The sequence below is a fragment of the Nonomuraea typhae genome (genome assembly GCF_009760925.1).
Taxonomy (GTDB): Bacteria; Actinomycetota; Actinomycetes; order Streptosporangiales; family Streptosporangiaceae; genus Nonomuraea; species Nonomuraea typhae.
Window position 1 is genome coordinate 434264 of record NZ_VRLV01000006.1, and the last position, 16318, is coordinate 450581.

The window sequence follows — 16318 nt, forward strand, 5'->3', positions numbered from 1 at the left end:
TGTGGGATTTTTTCCGTTCGTGCGTGGTGGTGGGGGTTTGCGGTGGCCCCCCCCCCGCACTTCCGTCTCACGGCCCCTCCGGCGCCCCCCTGAGAACACAACTCCCGTTGTAGGGGAACCCCTGTTCGTGCTTACCAAACCCTTGTCGTGCCGTGTCAGCGGGTTGTAGGCGAGCGGTAAGCGGTACGGCGCAGAGTGAAGACGTAGCAGGCGGACAGCCCTCGGAAACTGTCGGTCCCGATCGTCAGAATGAGGGCATGCGCCCAGCTGAAGGGACGTGAAGACCATGCGCCAGACCCAGATCAGGCCCCGGCCGAAGAAGCCCGCCGGCGGGACCGCCCTGGACCTCCGCACCCCGTCAGGGCGCAAGCTGCCCTTCTGAAGAACACCGGCTAGTTCCAGGAGTCACCTGAGAGGTGCACGATGTGCAGTCACCAGCCCACCTGCCCCAGTGCCTATTCCGCCGACCGTGAGGCGTCGCACGTCGTCTCCGCCCATCCCGACCAGGGGTGGAGCCTGCTCTGCAACGGCGTGGTGATGTTCGAGGACACCGGGTTGCTGCTGCCGGACGGCACGATCGTCGCCCCCCACCGCGAGCCGATCGCCGCCTGAGGCCCCACGGCAAGGTCTTTCCTCTTGGTCACCTGCTGCTGAACGGGCGACGGTCAGCGGGCCGGGGCGGCGGGGGAGTGGCCGTGTGCCCGCGCCGACAGGTCCTGCCAGTCGGACCAGGTCTTGAGCCGGTCGGCGTAGACCTGCGAGACGATCTGGTTGCCGTGGATGCCGAAGAACACGCGCAGGGGCGGGTTGTCCGCGTCGGCGATCTCGAGGATGGCCCGGCCCGCCGCGGCGGGGTCGCCGAGGTCGAGTGACGTGGCGAACTCGGCGAAGCTCGCACGCAGACCGTCATACAGCGGGCTGGGGTCGGCCGTTACGCCGCCGGCGCGTTCGGTGGCGTAGCCCGCGGTGGCATAGGAGCCGGGCTCGACCAGGGTCACCTTGACGCCGAACGCGGCCACCTCCTGGGCGAGGGTTTCGCTCAGCCCTTCCAGAGCCCACTTGGAGGCGACGTATCCGCCGCCGAGCGGGAACACGGTCAGGCCGCCCACCGAGGAGATCTGAATGATGTGCCCGCCGCCCTGCTCTCGCAGATGCGGCAGGGCAGCCTGGACGACCCAGATCGGGCCGATCAGGTTGGTCTCCATCTGGTCGCGCAGTTGCTGCTCGGTCAGTTCCTCCACCGCGCCGAACAGGCCGTAGGCGGCGTTGTTCACGATGACGTCGAGACGGCCGAAGTATTCGACGGCCCGCCGCACGCCGCCGAAGACGGCGGCCTTGTCGGTCACATCCAGCGCGAGCGGAAGCACGTTGTCGCCGTAGACCGCGACGAGGTCATCGAGGTGCTTGGGGTTGCGGGCGGTGGCGGCCACCTTGTCGCCGCGTGACAGGGCGGCCTCGACGAAGTTGCGGCCCAAGCCGCGGGACGAGCCGGTGACGAACCAGACCTTGCTCATGATGTCATTCCATTCTCGATAGTGGCAGTTCTCGGTGCCGCCTGCGCGTTCCAGGGGTTACCGCGGGCGGATGTTGTGGTTTTGGGAGAACAGGTTGCCGGGGTCGTAGTGGCGCTTGATCTCCGCGAGCCGCTGGTAGGTGTGCGGCGGATAGATCGCGGCGACGTCCTCCTCGGTGGCGGAGGCGAGGAAGTTGGCGTAGGCGCCGCTGATGTGCGGAGTGAGCCTGGCCCAGATCGCTTCCAGCGCGGGGCGGGCGGCCTCGATGACCGGCGGCGGCCCCACGGTGGTGGTCACGAGCATCAGCTCCGCCTGGCGGTGGGCGTAGGCGGTGGCGTCGCCGGGAAGCCGGGACACCGCACCGCCGACGCTACGGACGGAGATCTTCGGCGCGGACGCCGAGGCCGCGGCCTCGGAGAGGATCTGCAGAACCGCCGGCACCGATGCGGGGTCGGCGAACGCGCTCCGGGTGACCAGGTGGATGCCGAGCGGCGGGGCCGCGAAGTCCACGAGCACGTCCGCGTACGGCTTGAGCGCGACATCGTCGCCGATCACCGTACCGAGCCGGCGGATCGGATCGAGGGCGCGGGCGGCGAGCCCGGGGTCGTCGCCGTCGAAGGCGACCTGGATCTCGACCGGCGCGTCGGGCCCGCCGGCGAAGGGGTTGGCGAGGTCCGCGATGGAGGTGAGCTCTTCGGGCGCGGTGCGCAGGTGATCCGCCCAGCCCCGGAGCACCGTGGCCGCCTGCGCGGCCGGGAAGGTGATCGTGCCGAAGAAGACGTCCGTCGTCGGGTGTGCGACGAAGTCGAAGGCGGTGACGACGCCGAAGTTCCCGCCCCCGCCGCGAAGCGCCCAGAACAGCTCCGGGTTCTCCGTCGCGCTCGCCCGCCGCAGCTCGCCGTCGGCGGTGACCACCTCTGCGGCGACCACGTTGTCCAAGGCCAGGCCGTACCTTCTGACCTTCCATCCGATGCCGCCGGTCAACGTCAGCCCACCGACGCCGACGCTCCCGGTGTCGCCCGCGGAGATCGCCAGGCCATGCGGGGCCAGCGCGGCCGCAACCTGACCCCAGGTGGCGCCGCCGCCGATCCGCACGAGGTGGCGTTCCTTGTCGATGATCTCCACGCTGGCGAGCTTGCCGAGGTCGAGCACGACGCCGCCGTCGTTGGTGCCGAAGCCCGCGAAGCCATGGCCGCCGCCTCGTACGGACAGCACCAGCCCCGTGCCGACGGCGAATCCGACCCCGGCCTGCACGTCCGCGACGCTGTCCGGCCGCAGGACGAAGGCCGGGCTACCCGCAACCAGCATCGAGCGGCTGGCCGATTCGTAGGCGGCCGCACCGGGTTCGATGATGTCCCCGCCGAAGTCACGGCGAGGGGTTTCAAACGCTGAACTCATGGTGTTCCTTTCACAGGGGAGAATCAGCCGGAAGGCTCCTTGCGACGGGCCTCGGGGACGTTCCCATCCGGTGGCCCTCTCCAGGCCGGACATGGCGGCCAGAGGTGTCAGGGCTCGAGGTCGGTCATGCCTCTGCCGCTCTGGACGTCGAGCGGCACCGACACCTGGTCGTGCGTGATCCACCAGGCGCCGTCGATCTTCCGGAAGCCGTAGGTGACCCTCACCCACATGCCGTTCGTCGCCGGCCCGCTCGCCAACGTGCCGCTGAGCCGGCCGAAGGCGTGCCCGAAGGCCACCTCGTCGCCGACGGTGAGCGTCAGATCGGAGATCTCGTAGTTCACGCTCTGGAAGAGGGTGAACACCTTGTCCCAGTTCTTGAGCTTCGCCGCGATCCCCACGTCCTGGAGCGGCGACTCGACGTCGAAGGACACGACGTCCGTGGAGTAAGCCTGCTTCAGTCCCTCGAGATCCTTGGCCCGGATCCCATCGACGATCTTGTAGACCAGTCCGCGGATCTGGGCCTCGTCCATCTCGCGCTGCGTTGGCATCGCCACCCCTCCTCGGGGTCGAAGTTCGTCGCTTACATCCAGGCGACGAACGAGGACCCGCCAGGGGGACAACCCGGTTCAGATATTTTCGAGCCGCCGGGTGAGGAATCGGCGCTCGGGCGTCGAGGTCGCCAGTCGCAGTGCCCTGCCGTACGCCGCCCTGGCCTCTTCCTTGCGGCCGAGACGCCGCAGCAGCTCGGCCCGGGTGGAGTGGAAGTAGAGGTAGTCGTGCAGGTCGAGGCCGTCGACGGCGCGCAGCGCGGCGACGGGGTCGCCGGCCTGGGCGAGCGCTGCCGCGCGGTTGAGTTCGACCACGGGCGAACCGGTGAGTTCCACCAGCCGCCGGTACAGCTCGGAGACCTGGTGCCAATTGATCGGCTCGTGGGTCTGCAGGGACGCGATCACGGCCTGGACGACGTAGGCGCCGCGTCCGCCGAGAAGGAGCGCCTGGTCGAGTACCGCCCGTCCCGCGTCGATCTGGCGCATGTCCCAGAGGGAGCGGTCCTGATCGTCGAGCAGGACAAGGTCTTCGCCGGAGAAGCGGGCCTGCCGCCTGGCGTGGTGGATCATCATCAGGGCGAGCAGCCCGTGCGCCTCGGCTTCCTCTGGCAGGAGCCCGGTGAGCAATCGGCCCAGGCGGATGGCTTCGGCGCCGAGGTCGACGCGGCCGCCGTAACCCTCGTTGTAGATCAGGTAGATGACGGTCAGCACCGCGTCGAGGCGCTGCGGCAGCCGGTGGGCTTCGGGCACCTCGAACGGCATCCCGGCTGCCTTGATCTTGCTTTTGGCCCGGGACAGGCGGCGCTTCATGGTCTCCTCGGAGACCAGGAACGCCCTGGCGACCTCGTCGGTTCGCAGCCCTCCGAGGGCGCGCAGGGTGAGCGCCACCTGACCTTCCAGCGGCAGCGCGGGATGGCAGCAGGTGAAGATCAGCTCGAGTCGCTCGTCCTTGATCACGCTTTCGTCGAGCTCGTCAACGGCGGCCTCCGGCACCGGCAGCAGGGGGATCTTCTCCGCCAGGGTCCGCTCGCGGCGGATCACGTCGATCGCCCGGTTGCGGGCCGTGGTCACCAGCCACGCCCCCGGGTTGGGCGGCATGCCCGATACGGGCCAGCGCTCCGCCGCGATCGCGAACGCCTCCTGCGCGGCTTCCTCGGCCTTGTCGAAATCCCCGAGATAGCCGACCAGCGAGGCCAGCACCCTGCCCCATTCCTCCCGGAATACCGCCTCGAGCGGCATCAGCGCCGCACCAGCGGCCTCACCTCGACGACGGCGCCGAGCCGGACGGCCGGGAGCCGCGCCGCCAGCTCGAGCGCCTCCTCCAGATCGGCCGCCTCGACCAGGCAGATGCCGCCGAGGACCTCCTTGGTGTCGGCGAAGGGACCGTCGGTCGTCAGCCTCCGGCCGTCGATCACCCGCACGGTGGTCGCCGTCTCGGCGGGCTGGAGCTGCGCGCCGACGCCGTACCGGGCATCGTCGGCCAGCGCGAAATGCTCCGCGTATGCCTTCTCACGCTCCGCATCGGACAACGCCTCCTGAAAGCCCGGCTCGGCGTAGATCAAGAGGGCGTACTGCATCGCGACCTCCGGGGGTCAGGGACGGCCGTCCGCCTAGGTGACACGGCCCGATTTTAGGACACCCGCAACCCCGGGCTATCGACCACGCGGCGGCCGGGTGATGGACAGGACGGGGCCGGTGCGGTCGGTGAAGAAGTCGTCGCCCTTGTCGTCCACCACGATGAACGCCGGGAAGTCCACCACCTCGATCTTCCACACGGCCTCCATCCCCAGCTCCGGATACTCCAGGACCTCGACCTTCTTGATGCAGTCCAGGGCCAGCCGCGCGGCGGGCCCGCCGATGGAGCCCAGGTAGAACCCGCCGTACTTCTGGCACGCCTCGGTCACCTGCTTCGAGCGGTTGCCCTTGGCCAGCATGACCATCGAACCGCCCGCCGCCTGGAACCGCTCCACATAGGAGTCCATGCGCCCGGCGGTCGTCGGCCCGAACGAGCCCGAGGCGTACCCTTCGGGCGTCTTGGCCGGACCGGCGTAGTACACCGCGTGGTCCTTCAGGTACTGCGGCATCTCGCCGCCCTCGTCCAGCAGCTCGGCGATCTTCGCATGCGCGATGTCGCGGGCGACCACCAGCGGCCCGGTCAACGACAGCCGCGTCTTGACGGGGTACTTGGTCAGCTCGGCGAGGATCTCGCTCATCGGCCGGTTGAGGTCGACGGTCACCACGTCGTCCGACAGGTGCTCGTCGGTGGTCTCCGGCAGGAAACGGGCCGGGTCGGTCTCCAGCTTCTCCAGGAAGACGCCCTCGGGCGTGATCTTCGCCAGCGCCTGCCGGTCGGCCGAGCAGGAGACCGCGATCGCCACCGGGCAGGAGGCCCCGTGCCGCGGCAGCCGGATCACCCGCACGTCGTGACAGAAGTACTTGCCGCCGAACTGCGCCCCGATGCCGAGCTTCTGGGTCAGCTCGAAGACCTTCTGCTCCATCTCGGTGTCGCGGAAGCCGTGCCCGGCGGCCGAGCCCTCGGTGGGCAGGCCGTCGAGGTAGCGGGCGCTGGCGTACTTGGCCGTCTTCAGCGCGTATTCGGCGCTGGTGCCGCCCACCACGACCGCCAGGTGGTACGGCGGGCAGGCCGCGGTGCCCAGCGAGCGGATCTTCTCCTCCAGGAAGGCCAGCATGCGCTTCTCGTTGAGCACCGCCTTGGTCTCCTGGTACAGGAACGACTTGTTGGCCGAGCCGCCGCCCTTGGCCATGAACAGCAGCTTGTAGGTGTCGTCGCCCTCGGCGTACAGCTCGATCTGCGCGGGCAGGTTGCTGCCGGTGTTCTTCTCCTCCCACATCGTCAGCGGCGCCATCTGCGAGTAGCGCAGGTTGAGCTTGGTGTAGGCGTCGTACACGCCGCGTGAGATGTGCTCGGCGTCGCGCCCGTCGGTGAGCACGTGGCGGCCGCGCTTGCCCATGACGATCGCGGTGCCGGTGTCCTGGCACATGGGCAGCACGCCGCCGGCCGAGATGGAGGCGTTCTTGAGCAGGTCGAGCGCGACGAAGCGGTCGTTGCCGCTGGACTCGGGGTCGTCGACGATCTTCCGGAGCTGGTTGAGGTGGCTGGCCCGCAGGTAGTGGGAGATGTCGTGAATCGCGGTCTCGGTGAGCAGCCGCAGGACCTCGGGATCGACCTCGAGGAACGTCCGCCCGGCCGCCTCGACCTTCCGCACCCCCTCCGTGGTGATCAGCCGATACTCGGTCGCGTCGGCGCCAAGCGGAAGAAGGTCGGTGTAGTCGAACTCGGGCATTCTCTCGGTCCTTTCGGGTCTCCTAGAGGGTACGCCCACTGACAGTCCCCGATAACGCAGGAGGAACCATGATCCGACAGGACTTCCTGGCCTCGGCCCGCGCCGCCGCGGACCTGCTGCGCGCCCCCGAGGTGGCCGCGGCGTGGACGGCGCCGAGCGCGCTGCCCGAGTTCACCGTCCGCGGCCTGTCCGGCCACCTCGCCTTCCAGGTCCTCGCGGTACGGCAGGCGCTGGCCGACCCGGTCCCCGAGGAGGAGACGGTCGACCTGTGCAGCCACTACGACCGGGCCGGCTGGATCGACGCCTCCCTCGACGACCCGGTCAACGTGCGGATCAGGGACGGCGGCGAGCAGGTGGCGGCCGACGGCGCCGGCGCACTGCTGGAGACGCTGGACGCGGCGATCGAGGACCTGGCCGAGACGCTGCCCGAGGCGCCGAACCGGCCCGTGCGCCTGCGGTTCTGGGGCCCCTGGTCGGTGGCGCTGGACGACCTGCTGCTCACGCGCATGATGGAGGTGGCCGTGCACAACGACCACCTCGCGGTCAGCGTCGGGGTGCCGGCGCCGCCGCTTCCCGGCAGCGCGATGGAGGCGGTGCTCGGCCTGCTGACGCGGCTGGCCGTACGCCGTCATGGGGCGACGGAGGTGATGCGGGCGCTGACGCGGGCGGAGCGGGCGCCGGCGAGCATCACGGCGTTCTGAGGGAGACCACCTCGGCCACCTCGACGGGCCGCCCTTCACGCCGGGACAGCTCGGCGGCCTCGGCCACGTAGAGGGCGGCCAGCGCGTCCTCGATCGTGCAGAGGCTGTGGGTGCTGCGCAGGAACGCGTCGATCTCGCGGGCGTAGGCTTCCGCGAAGCGGGTGACGAAGTCCGGCCAGGGCGGGCCGGCGAACCCGCTGATCGGGGCGCGCGGGCCGAGCCCGACCGCGTGCGTGGCCTTGCTCCCGGCCAGCTCCACCCGCACGTCGTAGCCGGCGCCGTTGTATCGCGAGCCCTGCACGGTGGCCAGCGTGCCGTCGTCGAGGGTGAGCAGCGCGGCGCTGGTGTCGACGTCCCCGGCCGCGGCGAAGAAGTCCGCGCCCCGGTTGGCGCCGGTGGCGAAGACCGCGACGACCTCCCGGCCGGTGATCCAGCGCAGCAGGTCGAAGTCGTGGATGTGGCAGTCGCGGAAGATCCCGCCCGAGGTGGCGATGTAGGCGGCGGGCGGTGGCGCCGGGTCGGCGGTGATGAGGTGCGCCCGGTGCAGTTCGCCGAGTTCGCCCGCGTCCAGCGCCTGCTTGGCGGCGGCGAAGCCGGGGTCGAAGCGGCGCTGGAACCCGATCTGCACGTGCGCCTCCGCCGCGAGCTTGCGCACGGCCAGCGTCTCCTCGACCGTCGCGGCCACCGGCTTCTCGCAGAAGACCGGGATGCCGAGCCCGGCGGCCCTGGTCAGCAGCTCGGCGTGGGTACCCGTCGGGGTGGCGATGACCAGGGCGTCCGCGGTGAAGGGGTCGCCCGCCCTCCCGTGCCCGGACGTGCGCACCGGGTCGGCCCAGATCAGCTCGTCGACCAGCGGATGGGCGGCCAGAGTGGCCGCGTGGAAGGCACCGATCCGGCCCAGGCCGAGCAGTCCAACGCGCATGGCTCTCTTTGTAGGCTTCAGCCTCTCATTTGTCCAGACATTCTGACTTTTAGCTGCCGTACGGCTTCCGCCGCCCGATGGACCGGCACGCGGGCGAACCCGGCCACCAGCGCCGGCGGCCCCGGGCTGAACCGCATCGGCCCCACGGGCTCGGCGGCCAGCCCCAGGCTCTGCGCGGCCTGAACCACGGCCAGCTCGTCCCAGTCCTCGGGCAGCTCCAGATACACGTGCAGGCCCGCCTCGATGCCCCCGACCCGGACGTCGGGCAGCTGCTCGCGCAGCGCGGTGACCAGGGCGTCCCTGCGCCTGCGGTACTCCCGGCGGGTGCGCCGCAGGTGCCGGTCGTAGGCGCCGGTGCGCAGGAAGTGGGCCAGGGTGTACTGCTCGATCACCGGTGAGCCGAGGTCGAGTTCGCCGCGCGCCTGCCGTACCGCCGCGGCGAGCCCTTCCGGGCCGGCCACCCAGCCCAGGCGCAGGCCGGGGGCCAGCGACTTGCTCACGCTGCCCGCCAGGATCACCCGGTCGGGCGCCAGCCCCTGCAGGCAGCCGACCGGGTCGCGGTCGAAGCGGAACTCGGCGTCGTAGTCGTCCTCCAGGACGGTCCCGCCCCACTCGATGATCTCGGCGCGGCGGCCGGGGGAGAGCACGACGCCGGTCGGGAAGTGGTGTGCCGGGGTGAGCAGCACGGTCCCGGCGCCGGTCGCGGCCAGTGCCTTCACGTTGATCCCGGCCTCGTCGCTGGGCACGGGTACCGGCTCCACTCCGGCCCGGCGCAGCAGCGGCACCTGCCGGGGGCTGCTCGGGTCCTCGATGGCCAGGCGGTCGGGGCCGAGCACGAGCAGGCTCAGGCTGAGTCCCTGGGCGACGCCGCCGACGATGACGAGGTTCTCGGGGCGCACGTCGGCGGCCCTGACCCGCCTGAGGTAGCCGGCCAGTTCCTCCCTGAGCTCGGGGACGCCGCCTGGGTCGCCGTAGTCGAGCGCGCCGGAGGGCAGCGTGGCCAGCACGTGCCGGACCGAGGCCAGCCAGCGCTCGCGCGGGAACCCGCTGAGGTCGGGGGAGGTGGGCCGGTGCCCGTAGAAGGGCGCGCAGACGCCGTCCTGCCAGGGTTTGACCGGTTCGCGCGGGGCGGTGACGCCGGCGGCCACGTGGGTGCCCTTGCCCACCCGCGAGATCAGGAAGCCCTCGGCGACCAGTTGCTCGTATGCTTCGACCACCACGCCGCGGGAGACGGCCAGGTCGGCGGCGAGGTCGCGGCTGGCGGGCAGGCGGGTGCCGGGCGCGAGGCGGCCGTCGCGGATGGAGCTGCGCAGCTCGGCGGCGATCTGGGCGGCGAGCCCGCCTTTGTGCCGATCGAGGCGAACATGAAGGTCCGTCACAATGGTCCCCATTTATCGTGGGAAATTGGACTCTTTCGGCGAGCCATTGCCTTTCTAGCATGCTGGCATGAGAAACGGAGCTTTGGGGGCGGCCACCGCCATGTTCATGGTGGGGACGCTCGCCGCCGTCTCCGGCCTGATCAAGGACTATCCCGTGTACGGCGGGCAGGTCGTGCGCTACCTGCTGGCCGCGGCGGTTCTGCTGGTCGTGACCCGGGTCCTCGGCCTGCGCTTCGTCCGGCTGACCGGGCGGGAGTTCCTGTGCCTGGCCGGGCTGGCCGTCCTCGGGCTGGTGTTCTTCAACGTCGCCGTCATCGAGTCCACCCGCGACTCCGGCCCGGCGCTGGTCGGGACCGTGCTGGGCACCGTACCGCTCGCGCTCGCCCTGGTCAGCGGACGGCCCGCGCCCCGGCTGCTGGCGGGGGCCGTCGTCGTGGTCGCGGGGGCCACGCTGGCCACCGGGCTCGGCACCGGGAGCGTCACCGGGCTCCTGTGGGCGCTGGGCGCGCTGGTGGGCGAGGTCAGCTTCTCGCTGCTGGCCATTCCGCTGCTGCCCAGGCTGGGGGCGATCCGGGTGTCGGCCTACTCGACGGCGCTGGCGGTGCCCATGCTGGCCGTGGCGGGGGTGGTGGTGGAGGGGCGGTCGATGTTCCGGGTGCCCACGCCGCCGGAGGTGTTCGGGCTGCTCTACCTGGCCATCGTGGTGACCGTGGGGGCGTTCTTCCTCTGGTACACGGCGCTGCCCCGGCTCGGGCCGGGGCGCGCGGGACTGTTCGCCGGGCTGATCCCGGTCGGGGCGATCGTGACCGGGATGGTGCTGGGTGTCGCCACACCATCCGGTTACGACCTGCTGGGCGCGGGGCTGGTGATCGCCGGCATCGTGGCCGGGCTCACCGCGCGGCGCCCGCCTGAGGTGTCCTCTCCGGCTAGCGTTTCAGCGTCGGCCACTGGCCGCTCTTGATGCCGCTGAGCACGATGAAGACGGTGGCGACTCCGATCCCGCCCACGACCAGCACACCGAGGGCCAGCATGATGATGAAGAATCCAGGCTCCACAGCGGCCTCCCTCCCTCTCACCTGCTGAAACGCCAGAGGAAGCCAGACCGTAGCCCGAAATTTCACGATTTGCCGGGATTTACTGAGACTTTGCCCCATGCTTGATCAGGGCCCAGATGAAGCAGCCGAACGACCCGGTCGCGGCCACCGCGCGCACGACGTTCCAGGCCACCCACTTGTCCTCGAACGCCGCGCGGACCGCGCCGAGGTCGGCGATCTCGCCCGGTGCGCCCGCCTTGGCGAGCTGGTCGTTCAGCGGGACGTTCACCCCGGCGGTGACGAAGAACATCACCAGATACAGCAGGAACCCGGCGATCACCCACGGCAGCACCGGCCGCAGGTCGGCCCGCCAGTGCAGGATCACCGCCGCCAGCATGAACAGAAGGCCGCCCATGAAGGCGCTCATGAAGACCGGGTTGAGGATGGCGACGTTGATCCGCTGCATGGCTTCGACGAGGGTGCGGCTGCTGCTCTGCTTGAGTCCGGGCATCACCGCGTAGGCGAAGGCCGCGAACAGCCCGGCCATGAGCCCGGCGCTGAGCGTGGACAGGATGAGGGAGAGCGTGCTGAGTGCTTTCAACGTTCTGGTTTCTCCGTGGTGCGGTACGGCGGGCGAACGTACCTTGACGCACCACCGGGCCCGGGCGCCAGACCGCTGCGCTTCAGCTTGTTGCACTCCTGACCTGCAGCAAGGTGCAGCCTCAGCGCAGTACGGCCGGCTTTGGCGCGAACCCGGGCGCCAGCGCGACGATCGCCGCCGCCAGCACCAGCGGGGCGGCGAAGGCCACCTGCATGTTCACCGCCTCGGCCAGGCCGCCGACCAGCGCGGCGCCCACGATGAAGCCCACGTAGTTGAAGAGGTTCACCCGGGCGATGGCCACGCCGGTGCCCGCCGGGTCCAGGCGCCCGGCGGCCGAGAACGACTGCGGCGCCACCACCGACAGCCCCACCCCGGTCAGGCCGAAGGCGATCACCGCGACCGGCTGGCTCGGGGCCAGGACGACGCCGGCGAAGCCCAGGGCGGCGATCGCGCCCCCGATCCGGACGATGGCGGCCGGGCCGTACCTTCTGACGGCGACGTCGCCGGCGAGGCGGACCAGCAGGGTCGTGGCCTGATAGGCGGCGTAGGCGAGGGGGACGACCGAGGCGGAGGCGGCCAGGACGTCCTGCATGTAGACGGTGGAGAAGTTCGAGACCGCGGCGTCGCCGACGTACAGGAAGGCCATGGCCAGGCAGAGCGGGATGATCGGCTTCCAGGGGAAGCGGCCGGTGGCCTTCGTGGCGGGCTCGGAGGTCTTCTCCTCCTCGGGCGTGCAGAGGAGCGGGCCGGCGATCAGCGAGCCGGCGACGGCCAGGATCATGGGCAGGGCCATCGTGAGCGAGAGGTTCAGGGTGGTGGCCAGCGCGGCGGCCCACAACGCCCCGGCCAGGCCGGCCACGCTCCACACGCAGTGGAAGCCGTTGAGCACCGGCCGGCCGTACCGTCGCTCGACCGCGACGCCCTGCATGTTCATGCCCGCGTCGACCGCGCCGACGCCCAGCCCGAACACCAGCAGGGCGACCAGCAGCACAGGGACGTTCGGCGCGAACCCGGCGAGCACGACGGCGGCGGCGACCACCGGCTGGGCCAGGCGCAGCAGCCGTTTGCTGCCCATGCGGGCGGCCAGCACGCCCGCGCCGACACTGCCCAGACCGGCCAGCACGGGCACGATCAGCAGCAGAAGGGTCAGCTCGCCCTCGTCGAGTCCGTGTTTCCCCTTGATCGCGGCGACCTGGGTGAGCAGAGTGGCGAAGCAGAGTCCTTGCACGGCGAACGCGAGGAACGTGCCGGTGCGGGCCATGCGGTTTCGGGGGGTGGTCACCGCTGCCTCCTGGATCAGACGCTCAGACATGAGGTCGCGTCATGTTATTCTTCGTCCCGAGCGCTTGGTAGATTTGTTGCAATTATGTGACCTGGTAGGGTGCCCGGGTGAAACGCCGGGGATACGCCACGGGTGAGGCACGACGCGAGCGCATCCTCGCCACCGCTCTGCTCGAGTTCGCCGAAAACGGGTATCGGGGAGCGTCGCTCGCCCGCATCGCCGAACGCGTCGAACTCACCCAGGCCGGGCTGCTGCACCACTTCACCAGCAAGGAACGCCTGCTGCTGGCCGTCCTCGACTACCGCGACGAGATCGACATGCGCCGCTACAACTTCGAGGAGTGCGACGGCCCCCAGATGTTCCGGGTCATGGTGGACGTCGTCGAGTACAACTCCCGCGTCCCCGGCCTCGTCCAGCTGTTCTCCGTCATCAACGGCGAAGCCGTTACCGCCGGGCACCCCGGCAACGAATGGGCGAAAGACCGCTACCGGCGCCTGCGCACCGACATCAGCACCGTCCTCCGCCGCAGCGCCGAAACCGGCCAATTCCGCCCCGACCTCGACGCCGAGGCCCACGCCGACCGGCTCATCGCCATGATGGACGGCCTGCAGACCCAATGGCTGCTCGACCCCGAGAACGTGAACATGTCCGCCGTCTTCCGCGGCTACGTCGACGATCTCCTGTCGTCGATCTCATGCACTTAGGCCGGAACCGGCTCGTGGCCGGCCGCCACCGCCTCGTCGAGCCCCTCGGCCAGGCCGGAAGGGGTGCCGTGTGGCGCGCACGACCAGGTCCTCGATCGCGCAGACCATGCTCACCCGGTCCGGCAACCTGGTCGGATCGCCTTCTTCATGCTGACGACACCGTCCCCGGCCCCGGGAACAATCCGGCGAACCGTCGAGTTGGCCGGTGCTTGAGAGTTCAAGAACGTAAGGGGACGTGTGATGATGCAGGTCAACAGGATCGGATACGGAGCCATGCGGCTGGCCGACGCCGACATCTGGCAGGGCCCGGCCGACCCCGGGGCGGCCAAGGCGGTGCTCCGGCGGGCGGTCGAGCTCGGCGTCCAACTGATCGACACCGCAGACGCCTACTCCCTTGGCGCCAACGAGGAGCTGATCGCCGACGCGCTGCACCCGTATGCCGGCGACCTCGTGATCGCCACCAAGGCCGGCGTGACCCGGCCGAGCCCCGCGGAGTGGGTCCCGCTCGGCCGCCCTGAATACCTGCGCCAGCAGGCCGAAGGCAGCCTGCGCCGGCTCCGCCTCGAGCGCATCGAGCTGTTCTTCCTGCACCGCGTGGACCCGGCCGTGCCCATCGCCGACCAGGTGGGCGCCCTCAAGCAGCTCCAGGAAGAAGGCAAGATCGCCCGGATCGGCCTGTCGGAGGTGACCCTCGACCAGCTCAGGGAGGCGGAGAAGACGGCCCCGATCGCGGCCGTCCAGAACATGTACAACCTGGCCACCCGCCAATACGAGGACGTCGTCGACCACACCGCCGAGTACGGCATCGCCTTCCTCCCGTTCTTCCCGATCGCGGTGGGGGAGCACGCGGGCCCGGAAAGCCCGCTCGCCGAGATCGCCAAGGAGCTCGACGCCACGCCCGCCCAGGTCGCCCTCGCCTGGCTCCTGCGCCGCTCGCCGACGATGATCCCGATCCCGGGCACCTCCTCACCCCTCCACCTGGAGGAGAACCTGGCCGCCCTGCGCCTGAGCCTCACCGACGAGCAGTTCGCCCGCATCTCGGCACTGGGGGGTTAACCCGAGAGCCATGGCCGGGTTACGTTCGGTAGATGGACAAGGGGATGCTTGCCGAATGCCGCCGGGTGCTCGACCACGGCATGCCGCAAGAGGCCCGGACCACGTTCGAGGCGGGCCGGGGCTATTTACCGCTGGCCATGGACCGCTCGGGCGAGGGCGGCGCGGTCGCCGTGCTCTCCGACCACCACGGCGACCCGATGATCATGGTGCACTTGTTCAAGAAGCGCGGCGGCGACTGGGAGCACCGGGGCGGCGGCGGCGCGGGAACCATCGACTATCCCCTGATCCAGCGGGCCCCGGCCAAAGGCCAGGAGGACTACCTGCGCTGCCCGGGTAACGGCGGCGTGCTGATGAACCCGGAGCACCGCCTGCCCTGGACCGGCTGGTATCTGCGCCACGCCGACCTGACCGCCTCGGCCGAGGTCAGCCGGGTCAGGGTGCGGGGACGGCTCATCGAGGTGCCCTTCCACGGGTTTCTGATCGTGGTCTGGTCGGGGCGGCGGGCGCCGCTGGTGGAGGCGCTCGCCGAGGACGGCGAGCCGCTCGCCACCCTGGACGTCAGCGGCCCGACCTTCCACTGAGCCGAAACCATAGGCATTGGCACCGACGGTTTCGTCCGCGCGCCGGATATCGTCGAAGTGTGAATGAACGTCCCGGATCCTGGCTGCCGAAACTGGCCGAAGTTGGCGAACGGCTCGCCGAGGAGTGGCAGTCGGCGCGCGCCCAGCAGCGCCCCGGCGACCTGCCGCAGCCCCACGAACTGCGGGCGTCGGACGACGACAGGGAGCGCATCGCCCAGGTGCTCCAGGACGCGCACGCCGACGGCCGCATCACCCTGGACGAGCTCGAAGAACGCCTCGGCGTCCTCTACTCCTCCCGCACCCTCGGCGACCTGGCCGGCCTCACCCGCGACCTGCTCCCGCCCGAGGACCAGCCGCTGCTCCTGGACGGCCGCCCGGTCGCGGCGATCTTCAAGAAGGAGGAACGCGGCGGACGCTGGGTCGTCCCGGCCGAGCTCGGCGTGACCGCGATGTTCGGCACCACCAAGCTCGACCTGCGCGACGCCATCCTGCAGAACCGGCGCATCATCATCAACGCCACGCTCGTCCTCGGCGGCCTGGAGATCCACGTGCCCGAGGGCCTCGAGGTGATCCGCGTGGTCAAGGACAAGATCGTCCGCCTCACCAAGCAGCCCACCGAGCCCGACGCGCCGGTGGTCGAGGTCCGCACTACGAACTTCCTGGGCGAGGTCAAGGTCAAGGAACCACCCCGCCGCAAGCGCCGCCGCTAGGGCGTGTCTTAGAACCCTGTCGCGTTGATCGCGCCACGCCGGGATGATCTCGGTGTGGCGCGATGGAGCTTGAGTGATGCGCAGTGGGCGGTGCTGGAGCCGTTGTTGCCGGTGGCGGCAACGGGCCGGCCGACCACGGCCTGGGCCGCTCCCGCGGCGGCCTGACCAGCAAGATTCATCTGGCCTGCGAACACGGACAGCGCCTGTTGTCCCTGGTCGTCACCGCTGGGCAGCGCGGCGACAGTCCACAGTTCGTGCCCGTGTTGGAGGCGATTCGGGTGCCCCGCCCGGGTGCCGGCCGTCCCGCTGCCGCCCGGATCGGGTGCGGGCCGACAAGGCGTACTGCTCGAAGCCAACCGCGTCTACCTGCGACGTCGGGGCATCCGGGCCACGATCCCGGAGCGCCGCGACCAGATTGTCGGGCGGAAACATCGCGGCAGCGCCCGGCGGTCGACCGCCGGTATTGGACCGGGAGGACTACAAGCTGCGGCACGCCGTGGAGTGCGGGATCAACCGGCTCAAGCGGCACCGGGCCGTGGCCGGCGGCCGGCTCCGCTGTCATGCCGGCCACGCCGACCTCGAA

18 protein-coding genes and 1 pseudogene are annotated in these 16318 nt (G+C 70.4%); 8 read left to right on the forward strand and 11 right to left on the reverse strand.

All coding sequences use genetic code 11. The features are described 5' to 3' along the window. The first annotated feature begins 423 nt into the window (after positions 1 to 423). The gene (locus tag FVE25_RS24850; RefSeq protein ID WP_157249436.1) at positions 424 to 612 is read left to right on the forward strand and encodes a DUF5999 family protein; all 189 of its coding nucleotides are present in this window, start codon (positions 424 to 426) and stop codon (positions 610 to 612) included. A gap of 53 nt (positions 613 to 665) precedes the next feature. Here the strand turns inward: FVE25_RS24850 and FVE25_RS24855 are convergent, their stop codons facing one another. From FVE25_RS24855 to FVE25_RS24880, 6 genes are all read right to left on the reverse strand, one after another. Continuing rightward, on the reverse strand, positions 666 to 1514 hold the full coding sequence (locus tag FVE25_RS24855) for an SDR family NAD(P)-dependent oxidoreductase (protein WP_157249437.1): 849 nt from the start codon (positions 1512 to 1514) through the stop codon (positions 666 to 668). Between the two features lie 57 nt (positions 1515 to 1571). Further along, positions 1572 to 2912 carry an FAD-binding oxidoreductase gene (locus FVE25_RS24860; protein WP_157249438.1) on the reverse strand — a complete coding sequence of 447 codons (1341 nt, stop codon included), beginning with the start codon at positions 2910 to 2912 and terminating at the stop codon, positions 1572 to 1574. A gap of 107 nt (positions 2913 to 3019) precedes the next feature. Beyond that, entirely contained in the window at positions 3020 to 3460 is a 441-nt protein-coding gene (locus FVE25_RS24865; RefSeq protein ID WP_157249439.1) for a YybH family protein, read from the reverse strand. Positions 3461 to 3538: 78 nt separating this feature from the next. Next, positions 3539 to 4699, reverse strand: coding sequence for an RNA polymerase sigma factor (locus FVE25_RS24870; RefSeq protein WP_157249440.1), 1161 nt, complete (start codon positions 4697 to 4699; stop codon positions 3539 to 3541). Continuing rightward, a complete protein-coding gene (locus tag FVE25_RS24875) occupies positions 4699 to 5037 on the reverse strand; it encodes a YciI family protein (protein ID WP_157249441.1) in 339 nt (112 codons plus the stop codon). The genes FVE25_RS24870 and FVE25_RS24875 overlap by 1 nt, the downstream gene beginning before the upstream one ends. Positions 5038 to 5112: 75 nt before the next feature. Further along, the gene (locus tag FVE25_RS24880; RefSeq protein WP_157249442.1) at positions 5113 to 6765 is read right to left on the reverse strand and encodes a fumarate hydratase; all 1653 of its coding nucleotides are present in this window, start codon (positions 6763 to 6765) and stop codon (positions 5113 to 5115) included. Between the two features lie 68 nt (positions 6766 to 6833). Between FVE25_RS24880 and FVE25_RS24885 the strand changes: the two genes are divergently transcribed. Beyond that, positions 6834 to 7466, forward strand: coding sequence for a maleylpyruvate isomerase N-terminal domain-containing protein (locus FVE25_RS24885; protein ID WP_157249443.1), 633 nt, complete (start codon positions 6834 to 6836; stop codon positions 7464 to 7466). Here the strand turns inward: FVE25_RS24885 and FVE25_RS24890 are convergent. Both FVE25_RS24890 and pdxR read right to left on the reverse strand, forming a co-directional pair. Next, positions 7453 to 8388 carry a Gfo/Idh/MocA family protein gene (locus FVE25_RS24890; RefSeq protein ID WP_157249444.1) on the reverse strand — a complete coding sequence of 312 codons (936 nt, stop codon included), beginning with the start codon at positions 8386 to 8388 and terminating at the stop codon, positions 7453 to 7455. The genes FVE25_RS24885 and FVE25_RS24890 overlap by 14 nt on opposite strands. A 17-nt stretch (positions 8389 to 8405) precedes the next feature. Then, a complete protein-coding gene (pdxR, locus tag FVE25_RS24895) occupies positions 8406 to 9767 on the reverse strand; it encodes a MocR-like pyridoxine biosynthesis transcription factor PdxR (protein WP_219825625.1) in 1362 nt (453 codons plus the stop codon). A gap of 67 nt (positions 9768 to 9834) precedes the next feature. Between pdxR and FVE25_RS24900 the strand changes: the two genes are divergently transcribed. Further along, positions 9835 to 10728 (forward strand): DMT family transporter, encoded by an 894-nt coding sequence (locus FVE25_RS24900; RefSeq protein ID WP_157249446.1) that lies wholly within the window; start codon positions 9835 to 9837, stop codon positions 10726 to 10728. On the opposite strand, the gene FVE25_RS56380 is transcribed toward FVE25_RS24900, so the two are convergent. The 3 genes from FVE25_RS56380 to FVE25_RS24910 form a co-directional block, all read right to left on the reverse strand. Continuing rightward, complete coding sequence (locus FVE25_RS56380) at positions 10694 to 10822, reverse strand: hypothetical protein (protein ID WP_281367884.1); 129 nt, start codon at positions 10820 to 10822, stop codon at positions 10694 to 10696. The two genes, FVE25_RS24900 and FVE25_RS56380, sit on opposite strands and share 35 nt — an antisense overlap. 79 nt (positions 10823 to 10901) lie before the next feature. After that, positions 10902 to 11402: an anthrone oxygenase family protein gene (locus FVE25_RS24905; protein ID WP_157249447.1), complete on the reverse strand. Its 501-nt coding sequence runs from the start codon at positions 11400 to 11402 to the stop codon at positions 10902 to 10904. Between the two features lie 121 nt (positions 11403 to 11523). After that, a complete protein-coding gene (locus FVE25_RS24910; protein ID WP_157249448.1) occupies positions 11524 to 12684 on the reverse strand; it encodes an MFS transporter in 1161 nt (386 codons plus the stop codon). A 107-nt stretch (positions 12685 to 12791) separates the two neighbouring features. Here FVE25_RS24910 and FVE25_RS24915 point away from each other — a divergent pair, with 107 nt between their 5' ends. The 5 genes and pseudogenes from FVE25_RS24915 to FVE25_RS55355 all read left to right on the forward strand — a co-directional run. Then, on the forward strand, positions 12792 to 13388 hold the full coding sequence (locus tag FVE25_RS24915; RefSeq protein WP_157249449.1) for a TetR/AcrR family transcriptional regulator: 597 nt from the start codon (positions 12792 to 12794) through the stop codon (positions 13386 to 13388). Positions 13389 to 13628: 240 nt separating this feature from the next. Beyond that, positions 13629 to 14444, forward strand: a complete 816-nt coding sequence (locus tag FVE25_RS24920) for an aldo/keto reductase (RefSeq protein WP_181019702.1) — start codon at positions 13629 to 13631, stop codon at positions 14442 to 14444. A gap of 32 nt (positions 14445 to 14476) precedes the next feature. Next, positions 14477 to 15025: a hypothetical protein gene (locus tag FVE25_RS24925; protein ID WP_157249450.1), complete on the forward strand. Its 549-nt coding sequence runs from the start codon at positions 14477 to 14479 to the stop codon at positions 15023 to 15025. A gap of 59 nt (positions 15026 to 15084) precedes the next feature. After that, positions 15085 to 15735, forward strand: coding sequence for a DUF1707 SHOCT-like domain-containing protein (locus FVE25_RS24930; RefSeq protein ID WP_157249451.1), 651 nt, complete (start codon positions 15085 to 15087; stop codon positions 15733 to 15735). A gap of 140 nt (positions 15736 to 15875) precedes the next feature. Then, positions 15876 to 16276, forward strand: a pseudogene (locus FVE25_RS55355) (transposase); the annotation flags it as partial. Between the last annotated feature and the right edge of the window lie 42 nt (positions 16277 to 16318).